The sequence below is a fragment of the Sorangium sp. So ce394 genome (genome assembly GCF_051474665.1).
Taxonomy (GTDB): domain Bacteria; phylum Myxococcota_A; class Polyangia; order Polyangiales; family Polyangiaceae; genus Sorangium; species Sorangium cellulosum_D.
The window spans coordinates 973,939-996,722 of sequence record NZ_CP150339.1 but is presented as its reverse complement, the minus strand read 5'-3'; the positions used below and the strand labels follow the sequence as shown (position 1 = coordinate 996,722).

Sequence of the window (22,784 nt, the reverse complement as noted above, 5' to 3'; positions counted from 1 at the left end):
CGCTCGGTCGCGCCGCTGTGCGAAGGCGGGGAAGCGTTTTTTCGCCGGACACCGGCCCGGGTTGTTACATCTAGCCGCCGGCGCGCCGTTCGGTCCCGCGGCCAGCGGCGACGAGCGACCCGCAGGATGTGAGCCTCGACCATGAGCGAACCGGCCGGCGACCCCCGGGCTGGTATGTTGGCGACGCGCGCGCCAGGGAGCTCCAGCCCGTGGCCGCCCGACTCGGCGACCACTTCCTGCCCTGGCAGCTCGAGCAGGGCGTCAAGGAGTCGTAGGAGGCCCGAGGAAGCGCCGTTGACGCGCCGGCGGACGCCTGAGCCCGTACGCAGGGGTGCGTCCGGCGAGAGGCAACCCCTGCTGTTCACCGCCGAGCCGGTGCAGAAGGATCGGTTCGGCAACGCCGTGGAACCGGCGGCGCGGAAGGGGAAGAAGAAGCGATGACGAAGACAACCCGGGACCCGGGGCGACGGGCGCCGCCAACCGACCCGCAGCCCCGCGCCCCCAACCAGGCGAGCGTGCCACGGATCGAGTCGCTCCACGTCGAGAACTACCGTGCGCTGAGGCAGCTCGATCTGGACGCGATCACCCCGCTCACCGTGCTCCTCGGGCCGAACGGGAGCGGCAAATCGACCGTCTTCGACGTGCTCGCCTTCCTCTCCGAAGCCTTCTCGCTGGGCCTCCGCAAGGCCTGGGACCGGCGCGACCGGTTCAAGGAGCTCCGCACCCGGGGCGCCGAGGGGCCCATCGTCCTCGAGCTCCAGTACCGAGAGAAGCCCGGAACCCCGCTCATCACCTACCACCTCGAGATCGACGAGGAGCCCCGCGGCCCCGTGATCGGCAGCGAGTGGCTGCGCTGGCGGCGCGGGGAACGCGGCCGGCCGTGGCGCTTCCTGGACTTCAAGCGGGGTGAGGGCCAGGTCGTCTCCGGCGAGGATCCCGACGAGACGGCCGAGCGCATCGAGGAGCGCCTCGACTCGCCCGAGCTCCTCGCGGTGAACACCCTCGGCCAGCTCGCCAAGCATCCACGCGTCGGCGCGCTGCGGCGGTTCATCACGAGCTGGTACATGACCTACCTCTCCGCGGACAGCGCCCGCAGCACGCCGGAGGCTGGACCCCAGGAGCGGCTCTCCCAGACGGGCGACAACCTGCCCAACGTCATCCAGTACCTCAAGGAGCAGCACGAGGAGCGCCTCGATACGATCCTGCGGGTGCTCGCGCGCCGTGTCCCCAAGCTCGAGAAGGTCACCGCAGAGGCGATGCAGGACGGGCGCTTGCTGCTCCAGATCAAGGACGCGCCGTTCGAGAGGCCCGTCCTCGCCAAGTACGCATCGGACGGGACGCTCAAGCTCCTGGCCTACCTCACGGTCCTCTACGATCCTTCCCCTCCGCAGCTCATCGGGATCGGGGAGCCCGAGAACTACCTCCACCCGCGCCTCCTCCCCGAGCTCGCGGAGGAGTGCCGCAACGCCTCGGAGAGGACCCAGCTCCTCGTGACCTCGCACTCGCCGTTCTTCGTCTCGGATCCCCGTCCCGAGGAGCTCCGCGTGCTCTACCGAGACGAGCACGGCTACACGCAGGCCCGCCGCGTCGCCGACATGGAGCGTGCCCGCGCGATGTACGAGGCCGGCGGCAAGCTCGGTCACCTCTGGATGGAAGGGTACTTCGACGTCGGCGACCCGCTGGTCCGCGCCGGAGGCCCCGTCGAGCCCCGCGCCAAGGGCAGGCGGCGATGAGCGGCGTCACGTGGGTCGAGATCCTCGTCGAAGGAGGTGTAGCCCCTCGGCGACGTGCAAAATGAGCGCGTCGAGGCGGCTGTGCCCGAGCTCGGGGGCCCCTCGAGGGCGGCCCTGGGCTGTCCATCCTGAGTGCCCTGTCCGTGAGCTCGACGCCGCTTCGCGGTGAACCAATGCCGCGCCCAGCGGCCTTCCGCTTCCAACGGACGCGGCACCAGTACCTCACCGACAGACGCTCATGGGTTCCACGTGGACGAACCGCTGCGCAACCATGAGCGTCATACGACGCCACTTATGAACCACCGATAGCGCACTATAGAGCACGCTGAGGTTCCGACGCTCGCCGCAGGAGGACACATGAACATCGCTGGCTCCATCACGCCCGCATTCATCGCTTTGTGCGCCGGTTGCATGGTGAGCCCAGCCGAGCATACTGACCATGAATCGTCACGACGGGACACTCAGGAGACCAACGACACCGGTTCGCCTCCCGCTCCGCCCCCAACGCTTGCGTCGATGGAGATCGCTGCTCAAGCGAATCACGAGCCCGCTTCGCGAGGCACCTGCGAAGACGCGTGCGAGCTGTACCATCGTCATTGGAGCCAGCTATGCAGCCGTATCCCAAGAGCCGCTCGACGACAGTGCCACGCTGAATCCATGGAAGGATACGGACTCTGCCAGAAGAACTGTCGCGACGGGTGCGACGCTGCCGGCTCGGCCCTGTACGACAGATGGGAGCTGTACTGCGACGAGCGCTGCCCGTGGCACTACAAAGGCGAATGCAACCTGCGCAACAGGCTGGGACGAGTCGTGTTTCGCCGCGTGTGCGGCTGAGCACCGCGCGCGGGGTCGGGCACGATCGGATGCGGTAGCGCCCCTCGCCTCAGCCCGAGCGGGCGCACCTCCCGCTTGACCGGGCGCCAGGAGCGTGTATCGGACGACACATGAACAAAATCCTCGGAGAGCGGAAGCTGGTCTTCAAGCCTTCCGACGGCTCACCGCCTCGGACGGTGGTCGCCCGGTTCGGCCATCCAGAACCAGGAAGCAACGGCATTTGGTGTGTGGACGTCGAAGTGGAGGAAACAGGGAAAGACAGTACAACGAACCGAGCCCACGGCATGGACCGGGCTCAGGCCATCTTGCACGCATTCCTGCTCCTCGATGCCCAGATCGAGGCCATGGCGGAGGGCGGAGCCATCGAGCTATCCGAAAGCAACGCACCCGTAGAGCGAGCGTCTCCAGAGGAGCCGGAAACCTGGCGCTTCGCGCCGCGAATCGCGTCAGAATATGATTCCAGCCTCGGCAGCGAGATGATGCTCGCGAAGGTGGACGTCCTCGGCGAGCGAGAGCTGACGCTGACGGGGAAGGATGGCACCGAGGAAAGCGTGATCGTACGCCTCGGGCACCCATACATGTCCAGAGGGTACTGGCGCGCTCCGTGCGAGATCATCGGCCCGAAAGGCGCGGTGCAGCGTCGCTTCGGAACGGGAGAAGACTCGATTCAAGCGCTGACGCACCTGCTCTATCTCATCCCGATCCTTCTGGACAGCCTCGCGGACGATGGGGATTTTCATACGCGGGAAGGCGCAGCAGGCCACTGGTTCGCGCGGATCCTGATCGAGGAACAACCGGACACAGCATCAAAATGAGGCACAGCCCCGCCTACGGCAGCGCCGGCTTGCCGAGATCGATCACGAGCTCGTTGTCTGCGCCGTTCCAAGCGCTTTCGCGGAGGAGCTGGAACCCGCCGTGTCACGCGGGCGGCCCGCAGCAGAAGCTCACCACGTCGCCCGGCACGAGCTCGCCCTCCTGCTCACCGCCGACGGCCTCACAAGCGGCAATCCTCTCGACGGTCAGCGTCGCGGTGACGCCTCGCGGAAGAGCGCCGGACGGCAGGTTGAAGCATCGATCGATGATGTTGGTGGTGGGAAGGGGCTGCGTACACTGCTCATCCGCGTAGAAGGTGAGGGTCGACGTCGTCTCCCGCCAATTCATGTCGTCGATCGGGTCCTCGGCCCCGCACCTGGAGCACCCCTTCACGCCGGTGTAGGCCTGCACGAGCTCGGGATGAGAGTCCGGGCACACCGGGCGCTCTTCGTCACCGTGATACTCAAGACAGTCACGGAACCCCGGCCCCAGCTCCGGAGCACAGGTGGTGCTGAGCCTCCAGCAAATCTCGTCAAATTCCCAGCGGCGCTCGCACACCCGGACGAGGCTTCTCCAGGTCGCCTCCACGTCCGCCGGCGAGAGCGAGGCCGCGCAGGGGGGCCCGTCGTCCTCGGTGTCTCCCACGCCGACGTCCGCGTCCTGCACGTCGGGATCCAGGGCCACCACGTCGGAGATGCAGCTCCCATCCCACGCGACCGGGATCATGAACGCGCGGATTTTGGTCCCGCCGATCGTCTCGCCATGGGCACACCGAGCGCCTTTCCTGAGCTCGACACTATAGTAGCGGTCTTCCCTCAGCGGCTCGGCGACACAGCGTGGACAGCGGTCGATGGACTTCGGATCTCTATAAAAGTCTCTCCAATGGTGGGCGTTGAACGACGTGCAGTCTGGCGCATCGCGCGGGTCCCCTCTCCAGACCATGAGCGATTTACGGGGATTGAAATGCTCGGTGAAGTAGTCGTACTGGGGGGACAGAAGCCGCGAGCAGCGCCAAGGGCAGGTGTGGCTCAGGGGATCCGTGCAGTCTCCGTCGCCGCACGGCAAGCCGGTGCACGACGCCCCGACCAGCGCCGCGCCGGCGCCGAGCGAGAGGAGCGCCGCCGCTATCGATATCGCCCGCGCCCCCGCCCTTCCTGTCGCACGCCGCATGTTCACTCCGGCATACAGCAAAGCGTCCTCCGTTCTATGATCAGCTCGCCGACGAGCTCCCCACCGCTCGGCGCGCAGCTCCCGGGCGCGTTGACCCGCCATTCCGCGCGCATGCTCCCCAGCGCCGAGCCGGAATCGGCGTCATGACAGACGCGCTGCCGGATCACGGCGGAGGCCAGCAGGTCGGTGCACGCGTCGTCCTCGAACGTCGACACGAGCGCCTCGCACGTGCTCGGCGCGGTCTCGGTGCACGCGCACCGCGTGCAGCGGCGGGTATCGAGGCGCACGTTCCAGAAGGTGAACCTCTCGGAGAACGTGCGGCCCGCGGCGCCGTCGCGGGGGGCGCACTTCGCGTAGTCTCCCGCCAGCGGCGAGACGACGCAGCGGCGAAAGCCCGGCCGGAGGCGCGACGCGCCGATCACGCACACCTTCTCGTCCGGGCACAGATCTTCCTCAGCGCCCCCTTTGCACACGACCGCGCTCTGCGCTTCGTCCGGCAGATCGCCGTCGCGCGGCACCGGCGACAGCACGACCTCGCAGGGGCGCGCGGTGACCGGCGCGATCTCGAACGAGCCGAACGCCTCCGGCGCCACCGCGGGGGGCGCGACGCACGCGCCGTCCCAGCCGGGCGGCGCGCGGAACGGGGTCACCGTCTCATCGGGGCTGTCGTCGCACATCCAGCCGGAGGTCACGGTGAGGCCGGCCGGCAACACGCACGCGGGCTCGGTGCACGCGCACGGATCGCAGCGGACATCGCGCTCCGGCTCAGCAACGAGGCGCTCGTGCTCCGCCAACGCCGGACCGTCGCCGTCCCGCTCGTCCAGCAAGGCGTCCGCGCACGAGGGCTGCTCCGAAGCGGGCCCGATCCAGACGATGCGCGGCGTCGTTTCAAAGTCAGCGAGGTCGGGGTCGACGCACGTGCCCAAGCAGGCACCATTGTTGGTGCCGTCTTCGTTGATGATATCGCACGCCAGCAGCTCGTGGCAGTCATACCCGTCGACAACCCCGCAGCCGCTCGCCACCGCGACCGCTGCACCGCCCATGCCGGCCAGCACCGTCAGGATCCGCACCGCACCTCCCTGCCCCATCGCTGCTCCTCCTCGACGCCGAGCCATCACCAGGCCCCTTCGATCCGGACGCCGCCGCCGTGCGCCGTCGCCTGCGGGACCACGCGGACGCTGCCGCGGTCCGGCGAGGGCGCCCACCAGAACGACGAGAGCGCCGCCGCGCCAACCACGCCGCTCGCCACGAAGCTCGCGATCGCGACGAGGCCCAGGGCATCGCGAGCATGGACCGCGTCCAGAAGCAGGGCGCATTTCGGCTCCTCGCTCGCCGTCTTTTCGTGGCACGTATGGTCCGTGGTGTCCCTGTGCGCGCTAAGCACCTGCTCGCGCAACGTCGCGGCCTCGCCGTCCTTGACCGCCCACGCGAGCGCGAACCCCGCACCGACCACGACGCCCGCCGACGCGAGCGCTAGCCCCCCGATCCGGATCGCCGGTCCGACCGCCGTCCCCTCGCCCGCAGGCCGCATCGCCGCCGGCCCCGGCGCGGCCGCCGCGACGCGCGGTGCCGCCGCCGGCGGCTTCGGCTTCTCCTTTAAAGCCAGGCCGATCGCCGGCGTGTCCCCGCGCTGCGCCTCGAAGCGCCCCACGCCATCCTCGTGGCCTGCGAGCGTCGCCCGCGCCTCGTGGCTGCCGGGCTCGACATAGACCACATACGTGGCGAGCCCCTGGCCGACGCGCCGGCCGTCGATAAAGACCTCGGCCTCGGGCTTGCCCACCACGATCGCGACCGCGGCGACCTCCAGCGCGGCCCGCCGGAGCCCTTGCTGGACCCGAGCCTTCCTGTCGGGCGCGAGCGCGCCCTCCGCCTCGAGCGCCCGGCGCAGGTGCTCCGCGGCGTCCCGGTAGCGCCGCAGCGACAGCTCCGCCAGCCCGAGCTCGCCGGCCCAGCGAGGGTCGCCGGTCGACGCCCAGGCGATTCGGTACGCCGCCGCGGCCTCTTCCCATCGCCCGGCGCGCCGCGCCTGCTCCGCGCGGCGGAGCGTCTCCGCGGTCGCCTCGGGCGCGAGCCCCGCGGGCGAAGCCGTCTCAGGCGAGGTTCCTGACGGCGCGACCGCCGAGGGCGCATCCCCCACCCCCGAGCCAGCCGATTGCGGCCCCTCGGCCAGCGCACCGCGGCTGTAGCCTGCGGCGACCAACAGCACCGCAAGCCCCACGCACCTCGCCAAGCGCATGGGCGCCGAGCCTATTCAGCCCCCTGTTCGCCCGCAAGCACGCGCCGCAGGCGCCGAACGAGCAAGCGCTCGAATGAGAAATCAACCGACGTCCGCGTAAAGTGTCATCACCCGGCGTGCCCCACGCCTCGCCACGTCGGCTCAGCGTCGGCCTGGGGTCCAGAATCCAATGACAGCGCAACACCGCCAGCACCGGAAGCGCGAACGATTTCGAGCGCCAGGGGGTAACCGGCGGATAATGGATCGGGCATGGATGCAAAGGATCCGCGCGGCGCGCCCCCCGGAGCGCCGCCGCCCACCTGGGAGACCGTCGTCCGCGAGCACCTCCGCTACCTCCGCGGCTGCGTGGCGTCGGAGCGGATCCCGGCGGCCGACAGGGAGGATGTGCTGCAAGAGGTGCTACACGGTATCTCGCGGGCCCTCGCCACGTTCGATCCGGCCCGGGGCGAGCTGCGCGCCTGGCTGAAGGCCATCGTCCACAACCATGCATCCATGTACCGGCGCCGCGCCTCTCGGCGGCGCGAGGCGCCGTGGCCGGACGAGCCGCTGGAGGTCGCCGATGAGGCGCCGAGCTCCGAGGAGCGCCAGATGGAGCGCGAGCGGCGGCAGCTCCTGTCGAAGCTGCTGCTCGAGCTGCCGCCGGAGCGGCGCGAGGCGGTGATCGCCCACGAGCTCGACGAGGCGGGCATCGGCCATGTCGCGGAGCGGCTCTCGATACCCGCCACCACCGCGAAGAGCCGAGTCCGCCACGGGCGCGAGGAGCTCAAGGCGGCGGCGCGCCGCTGGCAGGCGCGCCATCACCGCCGCCTCGCCGCCCTGCTGCCGATGCGCGCGGCAGGTTGCTCGGGGGAGCGCGCGCGGCGCGCGGCGTCGCGGGAGCACCCGCTGCATCGCGCCGGGCGCGCGCTCCGCCATGCGGTGTCCGGCGCAACGGCACCGCAGCCACGAACGGTCGCCCTCACCCGCCCCTCGCTCGCCGTAGGCGCCTTCGGCGTCGTCCTGACAGCAGGGCTCCTGCTGGTCGGGCACAGCGGCGCTCTCCCCGGAGGCGCGGCATCGCCGGCTCCCTCCATCGCAGCGCATCCGCGCGTGGCGTCGACGACTGCGCCGGCAGACGAGAAAGCCCGCGAGCCCTCGTATGTGGCGCTCAACGACAATGCACCGTCGCGAGAGGCGATGTTCTCCGCGAGGACCGGCGACAGCGTGTCAGCTCGCCCGGGTCCCCTGCCCCGGCAGCCGCAGCGCCGGCCCGGCGCGCAGGACGACGACCGGGAGCGCCTGCGGATGGCCGCCGCGGCGCGCGCCATCGGGCACGACGCTCTGGCGCGCGCGCTGGTGCAGGAGCGCCGCCACGACCTGCCGGGAATCGCGCACGCGCCCGGCCGCGGCGTGCCTCTGGCTTCCTCGCCGCCCACGGCGCGCTCTCGCTGAGCTATCGCTGAAGAAGAGCGCTTCCGCGAAGAGCGCCTCCGCACAAGGAATCGCGAGCTCCGGCGCCCGAGGTCCTCTACGTGGGCCGACTCGGCCGGCGAGCCCCGATGTCGCCCCGCGCGCACGAGCGGCGCGAGGGCGCGAGGGCGCGAGGGCGCGAGGGCGCGAGGGCGCGGGGGCGCGAGGGGCTTCTCTACAGACACCGATTGCCGAGATCCGGTATGCAGACTCGACGCCGCAAAACAGCCGCTGTCCCCGAGCGCAGCACGCCCAAGCACCCCGCCATCCGCATCCCCGTCGAGCGCATCCTCGCCGAGCGCCGCTGGATCGCCGCGCGCGTCACCTCCGGCGGCGTCCCCCGCCGCGACCGCGACGACGTGGAGCAGGCCGTGATCGTGGCCGCGTGGATGGCCGTCGAGGCGGGCCGATACCGCCCGGACCCGTCCGTCGCCCCGCGGCGCGCGCTCCTCGGCTGGCTGTCTGGCATCGTCTGGCGCAAGGTAGGGCACCACGTCAATCGCGCCTGGGTCCGCCGCGAGATCCCGATGGCAGACCCATGGAGCGCCGAGCCGCCCGGGCGCCTCAGCGCCTCGACGCCCGCATGCAGACCTGGAGCGCCTGCCGGAGGTTCCCGAGCGTCTTGATGCGCGTCAGATCCACGCCGGCCGACACGATCGTCTGAGCCACCTCGGCCCGGAGCCCGACCACCATGCCTCGGGCGCCCAGCAGCTCGACCGCGCGGATCACCGAGATCACATGGTGCGCCGTGACCGTGTCGACGACCTCGACGCCGGTGAGATCCAAAATCGCAAACCTGCACCGCTTGCGCGTGATCGTCGTCAGCAGCACATCCATGATCTGCGCCGCGCGCTGCCCGTCGATGGCCCCGAAGATCGGCATCGTCACGACGCCGTCCCACACCTCGATGATCGGCGTCGACAGCGCCCGTATCGCGTCCTCCTGGCGCACGACGATCTCGAGCTGCTCGCGCAGCTCCTCCTCCACCCGCTTCCGCTCGCCGTTCTCGCGGGCGAGCCCCTCGTAAAGGAGCGCGTTCTCCACGGAGATGGCCGCCTGCTTCGCCACGAGATCCAGCAGCGCGAGCCGGTCCGCCTTGAACGCGCCGCTCGTGAGATCGTTCTCCAGATAAAGGATGCCTGTCAGCGCCTTCTGCCGCGTGATCGGCACGCAGCACGCCGATTTGGTCCGGCGGCGCGCGACGTACTCGTCGGTCGCGAAATGGCCGCCCTCGGACGCGTCGTCCAGGATCACGTGCTCTCCCGTCCGTTTCACGTAGCTGACGATGGACATCGGCACGCAGCCCGCGGGCAGCGAGCTCCCCTCCGCGAGGCGCTGGATCTGCACCGGCTGCTCGGCGCAGGCGCTCGCGAGCAGCGTGAACTGGCCATCCTGGACGAGGAGCAGGCGGCAGCGCTCCGCCGCCGCGTGCTCGATGACGACGCGGAGCAGGTTCGAGAGGAGCTTGTCGAGGACGATCTCGCTGGAGATGGCCTGAAGCGCCCTGACGACGGCGAGCGTGTCCAGCTGCCGGCTGCGGTCGCCCGCGGCGCGCTGGGGCGCGCCGATCGCCGCCTGACGGAGCTCCGGGTACCGCGCATCGAGCCGATCGACGAGGAGCGCCGCGCCCCAGCGCGCGTAACACGACCGCGCCACGCCGAGGTAGCCGAGCCCCGCGGTCGTGGCCCCGCGGGCCATGTAAAAGCGCGCGGCGATCTCCGCGCAGAGGCCCTCGTCGTGCACGAAGCCGCCCTCCCGGGCCGCGCCGATGGCGCGCTCGTAAAGCCCCATCGCGTCGAGCGCGCGGTCCTCGATCCTGGCGATCTCGGCCTGGATCAGCGCATGTTTGTGCGCGAAGTTCTCGGGGCAATTCTCCGCGAAGCCGCGGAGGCGCGCCTCGTGCGTCGCGAGGGCCTCGCGCCTCCTCCGCGGGTCCTCGGGATCGGCGGGGCTCGCCGCGAGGGTGAGGGCGGCATAGCAGTGATAATCCGGCACCAGGATCTGGAGCACGCTCGCCCAGTACATCTCCTGCGCCGCCGCCGCGGCCCGGGAAGCCTCGTCCAGCTCGCCGACGAGGAAGCGGGCCTCTAGCCGCGCGACATGATACCAGAGCGCCGCGAGCGGCGAGCTCCCGTCGGCGAGCCGCTCCACGAACTCCGCCTCGTCGAAGCCGTCGCCGCTGAACGTCAGCGGGCCGCTCGTCTGGCCCATCATGTTCTTGATGAAGCGCTGGAGGACGACGAGGCAGCGCTCGGCCATGGCGAAGTTCGCCGCTCGCACGGTCTCCATCCGCGCCTCGCTCGCGCGATAGAGCTCCTCCAGCGGCTCCCCTCGCGCGAGGCCGTGCGTCACCGTGCCGAGGGCGAGGAAGGCCGAGAAGATGAGGTTTCCGGACTCGATGGCCGCGCCAAGGCCCCTCCGGATGACCTCGAGGCTCACCGGCAACGGGCGGACCCAGGGCGAGATCATGACCCCGTGGAGGTCCGCCGCGACGCCCAGGAAATAGATCGATCCGCGGCGCTCGGCGAAGTCGTAGGCGAGCTCGCTGAAGCGAACCGCGTTCTTGTAGTCGCCGAACCGCTGCACGAGCGACATCCCGAAGCCGCCGTACGCGAGCGCCGACGCGTCCGCGTTGCCGCGCGTCATGCTGAGGTGCACCATCCAGCTGGCCGTCAGGTGCGCGACGTTCTCGTCCATGAACCACGTCGCGACGTAGGTCACGGCCAGCGTGCTCATCACCGCCTGGCTCTCCGGGTCGGCCATCGGCGGCAGCTCGATCAGCGACGCGACGGGGCGATCCCCGAGGGCGCGCCACACCTTGTCGAACGCGGCCTGGACGTCGGCGTCGCTCGGGCGCTCGGGCACGCCCACGCCAAAGGCGCTCAGGCACTCGAGGATGCAAGGCATCGTGTCGGGGCTGAACCGGCTCGTGCAGATCTCGATCTTCAGCCGATAGACGGGCGCCTTGTGCAGGAGCGTCTTCGCGTGCGAGAGGAGCAGGGCGCAGAGCCGCTCCGCCTCGTCGAGGTCGCCGTTCTGCTGCGCGCACTCCGCACGCTCGAGGTGCAGGGCGAAGGCGAGCTCGTGCTGCGTCTCCCAGCAATCCTCGGCGAGCATGGCAATCCCGGCGGCGAGGTAGTCCGCGGCCGGCCGGTAGGCGGCGGAGGACTTGGCCTTTCGCCCCGCGTCGAGGTTCAGCGCGGCGACCCGCGCCCGCTCGCCCCGCTCGCGGATCAGGGCCGCGCCCAGGTTCATCTGGCTGGCGACGGCGAAGACGCTCTGTCCGGGCGCCTCCGCCGAGAGGAGGAGCCGCCCGATGCGGAGGTGCTCCGCCGCGCGCATCTCCTCGGGGATCAGCGCGTAGGCCGCCTGCCTCACCCGATCGTGCACGAACGCGCACGTGCGCTGTCCGAGCGTCACGAGCTCCTCCCGGGCCGCCTCCCGGAGGTGCTCCCGGAGCGCCTCCTCCGGCGCCCCGGCGAGCAGCGCCAGCGTGGCGATCTCGAACTCGTCGCCAATGCACGCGCCGAGCCGCAGCGCTGCCCTCGCCTCGTTCGACAGCCGCTCGAGCGCGCTCTCCGACAGGTCCGAGGCGCCGCCGAGCTGCCCCTCCGCGTCGATCTCGGCGAGGTCCCACCGCCACGCGCCCTCGCCGCCGTCGAACCGCACGAGCCCGCGCTTGTGCAGCGCGGTGAGCGCCTGCGCCGAGAGGAACGGGTTGCCGCCCGACGCGAGGTGTACGCGCTCGGCGAGGGGCTCGGCGGCCTCCGGATCGCAGGAGAGCGTGGCCGCCACCAGCTCGCGCACGTCGACGGCGGCGAGCGGCCCCAGGGGGACGCGGCGCACCGGCGCGCCCGCGGCGGTCAGCTCCTCCACGATCGCCGTCAGGGGGTGCGAGCGGCCGACCTCGCCGTCGCGGTAGGCGCCGAGGATGAGCAGGGGGCGCGACGGCGCCGGATCGAGCAGGCGCCGCAGCAGCCGGAGGCTCGCGGCGTCCGCCCATTGCAGGTCGTCCAGGAACAGGACGAACGGGTGATCGGGGGCGGCGAAGACGCCGACGAACTGCTGGAACGTCCTGACGAAGCGGTTCTCCGCCTCGCTCATCGGCAGCCGCTCCACGGGCGGCTGTGGCCCGAGGATGAGCTCGACCCGGGGGATGACGTCGATGATGAGCTGACCGTGCCGGCCGAGCGCCTCGAGCAAGCGCGCCCTCCACGCGTCGAGGCGAGCCTCGCTCTCGGTCAGGAGGCCGCGGACGAGCTCTCCGAACGCCTGCGTGAACGTGGAATAAGGGATACCCCGCTTGTACTGATCGAATTTGCCGGAAGCGAACGCCCCGTGGGCCCTCACGACGTGGTGGAGCAGCTCGCGCACGAGCGATGATTTGCCGATCCCCGAAGGGCCGGTGACCAGCGCGAGCGCCGGCGTTCCCGTCGAGACGACGTGTTCGAACGCGCCTGTCAGCGCGGCGATCTCGCGATCGCGCCCGAGGAGGGTCCTCGGGATCTGGAACCGATCCGGCGTGTCGCGCGCGCCGAGCGCGAACGGCGCGACGTCGCCCGCCTCGCGCAGGGCGGCGGCGCACCGCTCGAGATCGTGCGCGAGCCCGCGCGCCGTCCTGTAACGCTCGTCGGGCATCTTGGCCAGGAGCTTCAAGACGATCTCGGACACGAGAGGCGGTGTCGCCGGCGCCACCTCCGTGAGCGGGCGTGGCCGCCGGGCGACGTGGCAATGGGTCCACTCGAGCAGGTCGCCGGCCTGAAAAGGCGGTGCGCCCGAGATCATCTCGTAGAAGAGGGCCCCCAGCGAATACAGGTCGGCGCGGTGATCGATCGGCCGGTTGATCCGCCCCGTGATCTCGGGCGATATGTACGGAAATAGCTCCGGCTGGGCGAGCACGTAGGCCACGAGCTGCTCTCGCTCGTGAGCGCCGGCCGGAGGGGCGGCGATGCGGAGCGGGTCGCCGCCCTCCCCGACGAGCAGGCTGCGAGGCGACAGCCGTCCATGGATCGAGCCGTCCTTGTGCAGCTCCGCGAGCGACAGGGACAGGCGCACCGCCGCGGCGAGGAAGCGCGGCATGTCCATCGGCGCGGCCAGCAAGGTGCCGGCCGGGGGGGCTTGCGAGTCCAGGAACGGCTGCATGGCGCGACTCTCCAGATGAGTCTGCCTTCTATCGCAGGACGGCCGTCGGTGGCCACGCTTACGTCACGGACGTGGTCGATCTCCGTCGCATCGAGGTGTGCGCAGCGATTCAGGAGATGGGCCGGAGCCCCCGGCGGCGCGGGTGATGGGCCGGTAGGCGGCGAGAGGCGACGATGTGCGCGTCCCCGTGCGGGTCAGGGCGTGTCCGAGGGATCGGCGGGATCGCTGCCGGCGTCTTCTTCGTCGCCGTCGAGGAAGCCGTCGAGATCGCGGTCGATCCCCGCGCGCTCTCCGGAGCCGGGCGGCATGCAGGTATACGTCAGCTCCCGGCCGGTCACGACGGCCAGATACCGGAGCAGCGGTTCGCTGAGCGGCGGGGCGGCGCTGCGATTGGCGGAGAAGTAGCCGCCGCCCAGGTAATGATAGCCGAGCGATCGGCCGAGCAGGGTTGTCCTCGCGACGAGGTCGCACTCGCCGGCGTCGGCGCGCGAGCGCAGCAGGTGGATGCGCGGCGCCGCGACGTGCGCGTTGTGGCGGGTCAGCGTGATCTGCTGGCCCACGATGGGCGCCATGTTGGTCGGGAACGCGAGGATGAGCGACTCGAGCCCGCGGCGGAGCGCGTCGCCCTCCGGCGTGACCGGGATACCCGTCGGGTTCTCGGCGAACGGCGTCACGAACTCATCCGAGAAATCCGAGACCCGGAGGAACCTGAAGATCGTATCGAACGTCCCGTCGTGGATGTAGCCGAACCCCCGCACCTGGTCTCCCATGAACGGGAACTCGTCGAAGGTGTTCGAGAGCGGGAGCTCCGCGCCGAACATCCCCACCTTCTGGTAAGCGTTGCGCAGGTGCGGGATCTTGAGCACCATCGGCTGGAACTCGAAGGTCGTGAACGCCGTCGTGCCGAAGAACCCCGGGGCGTCGGACTCCGGGTTTGCGGCGGGGTCGACGGCGTGGCAGTCGCCGCACCGCTCGGTGATGTCGACGACGACGTTGTTGAAGAAATCCTCGGCTTGCTGCTGGGCAGGGGTCAGCGAGTTGTCGAGGTTCCGGACGGGGTTCGGCGGGTAGGTCACCTTGAGGATGAAATCGGTGAAGGCCTCCATGTCGGCCTCCGGGATGAGCTCGTGCCGCCCGAGCAGGTCTATGAAGGAGGGCCGGAACTTCTTGAAGGCCGCGCGCTCGTCGAACGTGCCGGTGTCGGGCTGCGCCGAGGGCGCGTCGGGGGTGCCGCCCGTCCGATCGCCGCGCCAGTGCATGGGCCCGTGGTTGGCCATGCCGCGCAGGCTCTGCGTCGTCATGGGCCCCTTCATGGGGTGGAAGTCGGTCGGCATCGGCTCGCCGGTGAAGAAATTCGTGATGTTCCCGAACGGACCGGGGTTCGGCTCCACGGGGGCGTCCGGGTTGCCGAGGTCCCACGCCAGGCTGTCGAAATCGCCGAAGATATGGCAGCTCGCGCACGACGAGTCGCCGTGGCTCGAGGAGAACGCCGCGTCGTAGAGGAAACGCCGGCCGTTCACGATGGCGGGGGGCTCGGGGGTGAACATCGTGACGTGCGCCACCTCCTTGCGCTTCTTGGTGTCGAGGATCGAGATGCCGTTGTCGAACCGGGTCATCACGTAGAGCTGGCGCCGCGCGTGGTCGAGCACGAGCCCCGTCGGGCCGCCGCCGCTCACCGGGATGTGGCTCTTCGCGTCGGGGACGAACGTGTCGTCCTCGAGCTCTTCCGTGCTGAAGACGCCGACCTTGCTCGAGCCCAGCGCCGCCACATAGAGCGTCTCGCCGTCGGGGGAGACGGCCATGCCCGTGGGCTGGGCGAGGCTCTTCTTGCTCTCCGCGTTGGGCGCCGGCGCGCAGCAGCTCGCGTAGTCGATGTGCTTGTTCAGGTGCCGCGGCGCGACCGAGCCGCCCCCGAGGACGGTGATCCGGCTCTCGTGGAGGTGCCCGCGCAGGCTGCTGCCGGCGAAGATGCCGGGCCCCTCGAAGCGCTGCAGGTTGAGCGCCTCGGTGTTCGAGACGTAGACCTTCCCGTTCACGGGGTTCACCGCCATGTTGAACAGGATGGTGCCGACGCCGGTGAAGAAGCCGGCGGGGCCGCTGACCTGCTTTGGCGGGCTCGCCATCGCGTCGATCGCGAACACGTCCTTGTCGGGCAGCGAGAGCTTGATGACGTCGTCCCAGTGGCGCCCGGCCTCGTCCTTCCAGTGCGCGCCGTCGTGCTGGACGATGAGGGAGACCTCCGGCGCCTGGAAGCCTTGCGCGTTGGTCGCCGGGCCGAGCGTCCCGCCGGGCCCGAAGCCGTCCGGGATGACCTGCTCGTTGACGACGGTCGTCCGGTTGCCTGAATGGAAGCCCGCCGCGTAGACGCGCTTGCCGTCCGGCGTCGCGACGAGCGCCCTCGGGGTGTCGGTGAACAGGGTGACGATGGTGAGCGGGTCGCCGCCGAGCGACGCGCCGAGGTGGTTCGCGTCGAAGACCCACACGTCGGCGCGGCCGATGCCGGGCGTCGTGAGCTGCGGGTCGAAGGGGACGTTCTGGCCGCGATGCGCCGTGGTGATGAAGGCGCGGCGCCGCCCCGGCCCGGCAAAGACGATATCGCGCGGCTCGTCGCCGACGAGCAGCGTGCGCACCACGCGCCCGCCGGCGCCCCCGGGGTCGAGCTCGACGACGCTCACGCTATCGGAGAGGTGATTGACGACCCACACCTCGTCGTTGGTCCGGGCGGCGACCGCGACCGGCTCGACGCCCACCGGGATCGACGCGCGATGGGAGAGGCCGCCCTGGTGGGCCCGGAAGACCTCGAGGCGGCCGTCTGGCGTGTTGAGCGCGAGGAGCAATTTGCCGTCGGGCGACATGGCGAGGGGGCGGACCTGGCCGCTCTCGAAGAGGGTGTACGACGGCGCGCCGCGCGCGAGATCGCTCGTCGCGAGCGCGCCCAGGGAAGCGGCCGCAGCGACGGCGAGGCGCGCATGGAAGCGCGCGAGCTTGACATTCGATTGCATGATTCCTCCCTCCCGTTCGTGGGATCCGGGGTGATGGCGGACGACGCTTTCAGGCTAACAGCATTTTCGAATCAATGGCTATCTCTGATCACGACCGACGCGCGCGGGCGGCCGACGCCGCGCGGCGAAGGGCGTCGAGTCGAGGACGCGGGGCGCCACGCATTGGCGCGGATCGCTGTGCGTGCGTGTCGGGAAGGAGTGCGGCGTGTGGGGGAGAATGGATCTCGCCCTGCATGCGCCTCAGCCCCGTCGCAGGTGGGCGGTCGCCGGCGTCGCTCCGCCGGCCAGGAGCTTCGATTGCATGAGGTCTAGATGGAGCGCGCCGCGCGCGCCCCCGCGCGGCTCATCGGCGCTTCGCGCCGGCGTCGGGCTTGAGGCACGCCTCCAGCGTGTCGCAGATCGCCGACAGCTCCTCGGTGGTGTGCGCCGCGAAGCCGAAGCGAAACGCGGGCAACGACCCGTCGGCGACGTGCGCAGACCCCGGCGTGAGGGTCAGGTCGCGCGCGTGCGCGCGTCGGGCCAGCTCTTCCGAGGTCACGCCGCGGAGGCGCAGCCAGAGCGCCAGCCCCCCGCCGGGCGGATCGCACGCGAGCGCGGCGCAGAGGGGCGGCCGCGACGCGAGCTGCTCCAGCAGGTGGTCACGGCGCTCGCGGTAGAGCTGCCGGGCGCGCCGCGCGTGGCGCTGGACCTCGCCGTCCTCGATGAGCTCGGCCACGGCGCGCTCGAGGACGACGTCTCCCTGACGATCGAGCAGCTCACGGACCGAGCTCAATCGCGCGACCACGGACCTGTCCGCGATGATGTATCCGAGCCGCAGGGCGGGGGCGATGAGCTTCGACAGCGAAGCGATGTAGACGCAGCGCGACGAGAGGTCCTTGGTCGCGGAGAGGGGCAAGAGCGGCGCGCCCTCGAAGTGGTACTCGTAGTCGTAGTCGTCCTCCACGATGTAGAGCCGGTAAGTCTCGCAGATTCGCCGCAGGTGCATCCGGCGCTCCGCGGACATCGCCACGGTCGTGGGGTACTGGTGGTGCGGTGTCACGTACACGGCCTTGAGGCGCCCCTTGAGCCGCTTGGCGTGCGCCTCCAGCTCGTCCGTGCGGAGGCCCTCGGCGTCGACGGGCACATGGACGACCTCGGCCCGGGCGAGCCGGAAGGCGCGCCACGCCGGCGCGTAGCCGGGGTGCTCGACGGCGACGACCTCCCCGGGCTCCAGCATCGCCAGCGCGAACAGGCTCAGCGCGCCCTGGCTGCCGCGCGTCAGGACGACCTCCTCCGATGAGCACGAGAGGCCGCGAGCGTGGTTGACGAAGCCCGCAAGGACATCCCTGAGCACGGGATCGCCCGCGGCGTCGCCGTAGCCGAGGCCCGTCCGGGTCAGCGCTCGGAGGGCGCGCCGCTGGGCGCGGGCGAGCTGGTCCACGGGCGCGATGCGGGCGTCCGGGACTCCGTCGCTCACCGCGATCACGGCGGCGCGCCTCTGGGCGGGCGCCGACCCGACGGAGCGGCGGCCCTCGGCGTCGGCGACCGCGAGCGTCGGCAGGTTGAGCGCCACCCGGGTGCCGCGGGCGGGGAGCGCCTCGAGCCACCCTTGGGCCACCAGCTCGCCCACGGCGGCGACGACGACCTTCCTGTTGACCTCGAGCTGGGCCGCGAGCGTCCGGCTGCCCGGGAGCGTCGCCCCGGGCAGGAGCCGCCCGCGCTGAATCTCCTGGATGATCGCGCGGCTCAGCTGGGTTTGGCGCGGCACGGACGCGCCGCCGTCGAGCGCCAGGTCGAAGCGCCAGGGGCGACCAGCTGGACCCGTCGATATGTTGGTTCTGGAGCCTCCCATGGGTCCAGCATCGCGCTATTCCTGCTCCTGCGCAAGGCGCTCTTCGCGCCGACAAGGAGCAGATATGGGCGAACGGTTCCATTCAGCAGACTTCGACAAGACGCCGCCGCGGCCCCGCGTGGTGATGCCCGAGAGGCTCGCGCACCCCGCGGTCGAGTCGGACGGGCATCGCGACGCCTACTCGAGGGCAAGGAAGCACCCGGTCTTCTTCGTGGATCTCCCGTCACACGCGATCAGCGTGACCATCGGCTGGCTCGAACCGGGGCAATCCTCGAATCGGCACCGGCATACCTACGAGACCATCCTCTACGTCCTGGAGGGAGAGGGTTACTCGTACGTGGGCGGGAAGCGCGTCGACTGGAAGCAGGGGGACGCGATCTACGTCCCGGTGTGGGCCTGGCACAACCACGTCAACACCGGAGAGGGGCGGGCGCGCTACCTCGCCTGCGAGAACGCGCCGGCGCTGCAGAACATGGGCGGGGTCGCGCTGCGCGAGGAGGTGCCAGGCCGGGCCGACCTGCTCTTCGACAAGCACCACGAGGCGGAAGGAGGCGCGCGATGACATCCCCTCTCCGTGGAATCGTCGCTTACCCCATCACGCCGTTCACCGAGGCCGGGCGCGTCGATGAGCAGCTCCTCGGGCGCATCGTCGACGACATGCTCGCCGCGGGCGTGCACGCGATCGCGCCGCTGGGCAGCACCGGGGTGCTGCCGTACCTCTCGGACGAGGAGCGCGAGGCCGTCACCGACCTCGTGGTCAAGCGCGTGGCCGGCCGGGCGCCGACCCTGGTCGGCGTGTCGAGCCTCACCACCGAGCGGACCGTGCGCCACGCGAAGTACGCGGAGCGGGCCGGCGCCACCGCGGTGATGATCATCCCGATGAGCTACTGGAAGCTCTCGGACAGGGAGATCGTGGCGCACTTCGAGGCCGTCGCGAAGGCCATATCGATCCCGATCGCGGTGTACAACAACCCGGCGACGGGCGGCATCGACCTGAGCCCCGACACGATCGCGCGGCTGCTGCGCATCCCGAACGTCACGATGGTGAAGGAGAGCACCGGGGACGTGAACCGGATGCATCGGCTCGTGCAGCTCTGCGGCGACCAGGTGGCCTTCTACAACGGTAGCAATCCGCTCGCGCTCGCCGCGTTCGTGGCCGGGGCCCGCGGCTGGTGCACGGCGGCCCCGCACGTGATCCCGCGCCTCACCGTCGAGCTCTACGACGCGGTGACGCGCGGCGACCTCGACGCCGCCCGGAGATGCTTTTACCGCCAGCTGCCTTTCCTTCAGTTCATCGTCGCGCACGGCCTGCCGCGCGCCATCTCGGCGGCCCTCGAGCTGATGGGCACTCGGGTCGGGCCGCTCCGGGCCCCGCTGCAGCCGCTCGAGAAAGAGCGGGTCGAGGAGCTCCGACGGATCCTGGTCGATCTCGCCGTGCTCCCGGCCGCGTGACGCGCTCTTCGCGTCGGCGCCGCGCGCCGGGGCGCGGCGCGCGGGCCCCTCCGCGGCGCGCTCGCTGCACGCGCGCGGCCGCTCGGCGGCGCCGCATGCGCAGCGCCCGTCCGCACGCGCAGCCGCGGCACGCAGCGCGCAGCGCGGCGAGGCGGCACGGAGTTCGCACGCCTCGCAGGGTCGAGCTCACGTTCCTGGCTCAGGGGGGAAGACTCATGGCGCAGACCGTCGGCGAGTTCCTGCTGAGGCGCCTCGTCGCGTGGGGTGTCCGGCGCGTGTACGCCTACCCAGGCGACGGCATCAACGGCATCGTGGGCGCGTTCCACCGCGTTCCGGACCTGCGGTTCATCCAGGTGCGGCACGAGGAGATGGGCGCGTTCATGGCGTGCGCTCACGCGAAGTTCGCCGGCGAGGTCGGCGTGTGCCTGGCGACCTCGGGGCCGGGCGCGATCCACCTCCTGAACGGGCTCTACGACGCGAAGCTGGACCACCAGCCGGTCGTGGCCATCGTCGGCCAGCAGGACCGCGCCGCGCTCGGCGGGCACTACCAGCAGGAGGTCGATCTCGTCTCGCTCTTCAAGGACGTCGCGCAGGAATACGTGCAGATGGCGTCCTCGCCCGCGCAGATCCGGCACCTCATCGACCGCGCGATGCGCATCGCGCGGGCGGAGCGCACCGTCACGTGCGTCATCGTCCCGAAGGACGTCCAGGAGATGGACGCCGTGGAGGAGCCCCCGCACAAGCATGGCACCGTGCACACCGGCCTCGGCTACTGCTCGCCGCGCGTGGTGCCGAAGGAGGAGGACCTGCGGCGCGCGGCCGACGTGCTCAACGCCGGCAAGCGCGTCGCCATGCTCATCGGCCAGGGCGCCCTCGGGGCCGCGCCGGAGGTCGCGCGCGTCGCCGAGATCCTCGGGTGCGGCGTGGCCAAGGCGCTGCTCGGCAAGGCGGCGCTCCCCGACGACCTGCCCTGGGTCACCGGCGCGATCGGCCTGCTCGGCACCAAGCCGAGCTGGGAGATGATGGTGAATTGCGACACCCTCTTCATGGTCGGCTCGAGCTTCCCCTACCCGGAGTTCCTGCCGGAGGAGGGCCAGGCGCGCGGCGTCCAGATCGACATCGACGGCCGGATGCTCGGCCTGCGCTACCCGATGGAGGTCAACCTGATCGGCGACAGCGCCGAGACGCTGCGGGCGCTCATCCCCTACCTCAAGCTCAAGACCGACCGCTCGTGGCGGCGCCGGCTCGAGGAGAGCGTCGCCGACTGGTGGAAGGTGCTCGAGGCGCGGGCGATGAACGACGCCAATCCGCTGAACCCACAGCGCGTCTACTGGGAGCTGTCGCCCAGGCTGCCCGACCGGTGCATCCTGACCGCCGACTCCGGCTCGTCGGCCAACTGGTACGCGCGCGACATCAAGATCCGGGAGGGCATGATGGCCTCGCTCTCGGGGACGCTGGCGACGATGGGGCCCGGGATGCCGTATGCGGTCGCGGCCAAGTTCGCCTACCCCGACCGCCCGGTCGTCGCGCTGGTCGGCGACGGCGCGATGCAGATGAACGGCATCAACACGCTCATCACCGTCGCGAAGTACTGGCGCGAGTGGAAGGACCCGCGCCTCGTCGTGCTGGTGCTCAACAACCGCGACCTCAACCAGGTCACCTGGGAGCTCCGCGTGATGAGCGGCGACCCCAAGCTCGAGGCGTCCCAGGCGCTGCCGGACTTCCCGTACGCGGCCTACGCCGAGGCGCTCGGGCTCTCGGGCGTGCGGATCGACCGCCCGGACCAGGTCGCGCGCACCTGGGACGAGGCGTTCCGGGTCGACCGGCCGGTGGTGGTCGAGGCGGTCACCGACCCGGAGGTCCCGCCGCTGCCGCCGCACATCACGGTGAAGCAGGCCAGGATGCTCACGACGGCGCTGCTGCGGGGCGACCCGGGCGCGCGCGGGATCATCCGCCAGGCGTACCGGGACATGATCGAGAGCTGGATCCCGCACCGGGGGTGATCATGGCCGGCGAGAGGCACCCCGCGTCGGCCCCGGTCGAGCGGGTCGAGGTGGCCGCGTACACCATCCCGACCGACCGGCCGGAGTCCGACGGCACGCTCGAGTGGCGCGAGACGACGCTGGTCGTCGTGCACGCGTCCGCCGGCGGCGAGCGCGGGCTCGGCTACACCTATGCCGACGTCGCGGCGGCGCGGCTCGTGGCCGACAAGCTCGCCGGCGTCGTGCGCGGGCGCGACGCGATGGCGGTGCCGGGCGCGTGGGCCGCGATGGTGCGCAGCATCCGCAACCTCGGCCGGCCCGGGATCGCGCAGATGGCCATCGCCGCCGTCGACGCGGCGCTCTGGGACCTGAAGGCCCGCCTGCTCGCGCTTCCGCTCGCGACGCTGCTCGGCATGGCGCGCGACCGCGTGCCGATCTACGGCAGCGGCGGGTTCACCTCGTACACCGAGGTCGAGCTCGCCGAGCAGCTCGGCGGCTGGGTCGCCGCGGGCATCCCGCGCGTGAAGATGAAGGTGGGGCGCGACCCCGCGGCCGACCTCGCGCGCGTGCGCGCGGCGCGCCGCGCCGTCGGCCCGGACGCCGCGCTGTTCGTCGACGCGAACGGCGCCTACGCGCGCAAGCAGGCGCTCGCCTTCGCCGAGCGGTTCGCCGGCGAGGGCGTCCGCTGGTTCGAGGAGCCCGTGAGCTCGGACGATCTCGACGGGCTGCGGCTCCTGCGCGACCGGGCGCCCGCCGGCATGGACGTCGCGGCGGGCGAGTACGGCTACGACCTCGTCTATTTCCGCCGCATGCTCGACGCCGGCGCCGTGGACGTCCTGCAGGCGGACGCGAGCCGCTGCGGGATCACCGGCTTCCTCGCCGCGGCGGCGCTGTGCGAGGCGCGCTCGCTCGACCTGTCGGGCCACTGCGCGCCGTCGTTGCACCTGCACCCGGCGTGCGCGGTCCAGCGGCTCGCGCACCTCGAGTTCTTTCACGATCACGCCCGCATCGAGCGGATGCTCTTCGAGGGCGCGGCGGCGCCCGCGGGCGGCGCGCTCGCGCCGGATCTGGGGCGCCCCGGGATGGGGCTGTCGCTCCGGCGCGCCGACGCCGAGCGCTTCGCGGTGTGAAGGGGGGAAT

16 protein-coding genes are annotated in these 22,784 nt (G+C 71.2%); 10 read left to right on the top strand and 6 right to left on the bottom strand.

Annotated features, from left to right (window positions below; translation table 11 throughout):
- Positions 1-128: 128 nt before the first annotated feature.
- The 4 genes from WMF33_RS03745 (at position 129) to WMF33_RS03730 (ending at position 3,382) form a co-directional block, all read left to right on the top strand.
- Positions 129-275, top strand: coding sequence for a hypothetical protein (locus WMF33_RS03745; protein ID WP_437335843.1), 147 nt, complete (start codon positions 129-131; stop codon positions 273-275).
- A 162-nt stretch (positions 276-437) separates the two neighbouring features.
- Positions 438-1,733, top strand: coding sequence for an AAA family ATPase (locus tag WMF33_RS03740; protein ID WP_437335842.1), 1,296 nt, complete (start codon positions 438-440; stop codon positions 1,731-1,733).
- Positions 1,734-2,390: 657 nt separating this feature from the next.
- Positions 2,391-2,567 (top strand): hypothetical protein, encoded by a 177-nt coding sequence (locus tag WMF33_RS03735; protein ID WP_165373773.1) that lies wholly within the window; start codon positions 2,391-2,393, stop codon positions 2,565-2,567.
- A 110-nt stretch (positions 2,568-2,677) separates the two neighbouring features.
- Complete coding sequence (locus tag WMF33_RS03730) at positions 2,678-3,382, top strand: DUF6968 family protein (protein WP_437335841.1); 705 nt, start codon at positions 2,678-2,680, stop codon at positions 3,380-3,382.
- A gap of 103 nt (positions 3,383-3,485) precedes the next feature.
- Here the strand turns inward: WMF33_RS03730 and WMF33_RS03725 are convergent, their stop codons facing one another.
- Genes WMF33_RS03725 through WMF33_RS03715 form a run of 3 tightly spaced genes read right to left on the bottom strand, consistent with a single transcriptional unit; the run spans position 3,486 to position 6,768 of the window.
- Positions 3,486-4,571 (bottom strand): hypothetical protein, encoded by a 1,086-nt coding sequence (locus WMF33_RS03725; protein ID WP_437335840.1) that lies wholly within the window; start codon positions 4,569-4,571, stop codon positions 3,486-3,488.
- Entirely contained in the window at positions 4,553-5,638 is a 1,086-nt protein-coding gene (locus WMF33_RS03720; RefSeq protein ID WP_437335839.1) for a hypothetical protein, read from the bottom strand. Before WMF33_RS03720 ends, WMF33_RS03725 begins: the two co-directional genes overlap by 19 nt.
- A gap of 26 nt (positions 5,639-5,664) precedes the next feature.
- Positions 5,665-6,768: a hypothetical protein gene (locus WMF33_RS03715; protein ID WP_437335838.1), complete on the bottom strand. Its 1,104-nt coding sequence runs from the start codon at positions 6,766-6,768 to the stop codon at positions 5,665-5,667.
- Positions 6,769-7,035: 267 nt separating this feature from the next.
- Between WMF33_RS03715 and WMF33_RS03710 the strand changes: the two genes are divergently transcribed.
- Together WMF33_RS03710 and WMF33_RS03705 are read left to right on the top strand one after the other, a co-directional pair.
- Positions 7,036-8,217: a sigma-70 family RNA polymerase sigma factor gene (locus WMF33_RS03710; RefSeq protein WP_437335837.1), complete on the top strand. Its 1,182-nt coding sequence runs from the start codon at positions 7,036-7,038 to the stop codon at positions 8,215-8,217.
- A gap of 221 nt (positions 8,218-8,438) precedes the next feature.
- Entirely contained in the window at positions 8,439-8,861 is a 423-nt protein-coding gene (locus WMF33_RS03705) for a hypothetical protein (protein ID WP_437335836.1), read from the top strand.
- On the opposite strand, the gene WMF33_RS03700 is transcribed toward WMF33_RS03705, so the two are convergent.
- From WMF33_RS03700 to WMF33_RS03690, 3 genes are all read right to left on the bottom strand, one after another.
- Positions 8,800-13,377 (bottom strand): AAA family ATPase, encoded by a 4,578-nt coding sequence (locus tag WMF33_RS03700; protein ID WP_437335835.1) that lies wholly within the window; start codon positions 13,375-13,377, stop codon positions 8,800-8,802. The genes WMF33_RS03705 and WMF33_RS03700 overlap by 62 nt on opposite strands.
- A gap of 194 nt (positions 13,378-13,571) precedes the next feature.
- Positions 13,572-16,379: a YncE family protein gene (locus WMF33_RS03695; RefSeq protein WP_437335834.1), complete on the bottom strand. Its 2,808-nt coding sequence runs from the start codon at positions 16,377-16,379 to the stop codon at positions 13,572-13,574.
- A 343-nt stretch (positions 16,380-16,722) separates the two neighbouring features.
- Positions 16,723-18,210, bottom strand: a complete 1,488-nt coding sequence (locus WMF33_RS03690) for a PLP-dependent aminotransferase family protein (protein WP_437335833.1) — start codon at positions 18,208-18,210, stop codon at positions 16,723-16,725.
- Positions 18,211-18,274: 64 nt separating this feature from the next.
- Here WMF33_RS03690 and WMF33_RS03685 point away from each other — a divergent pair, with 64 nt between their 5' ends.
- The 4 genes from WMF33_RS03685 to WMF33_RS03670 all read left to right on the top strand — a co-directional run bounded on the left by WMF33_RS03685 (position 18,275) and on the right by WMF33_RS03670 (position 22,774).
- Positions 18,275-18,772: a cupin domain-containing protein gene (locus WMF33_RS03685; RefSeq protein WP_061628827.1), complete on the top strand. Its 498-nt coding sequence runs from the start codon at positions 18,275-18,277 to the stop codon at positions 18,770-18,772.
- Entirely contained in the window at positions 18,769-19,662 is an 894-nt protein-coding gene (locus WMF33_RS03680) for a dihydrodipicolinate synthase family protein (protein ID WP_437335832.1), read from the top strand. Before WMF33_RS03685 ends, WMF33_RS03680 begins: the two co-directional genes overlap by 4 nt.
- A gap of 215 nt (positions 19,663-19,877) precedes the next feature.
- A complete protein-coding gene (locus WMF33_RS03675; protein WP_437335831.1) occupies positions 19,878-21,665 on the top strand; it encodes a thiamine pyrophosphate-requiring protein in 1,788 nt (595 codons plus the stop codon).
- A gap of 2 nt (positions 21,666-21,667) precedes the next feature.
- Positions 21,668-22,774 (top strand): enolase C-terminal domain-like protein, encoded by a 1,107-nt coding sequence (locus WMF33_RS03670; RefSeq protein WP_437335830.1) that lies wholly within the window; start codon positions 21,668-21,670, stop codon positions 22,772-22,774.
- The last annotated feature ends 10 nt before the right edge of the window (positions 22,775-22,784 follow it).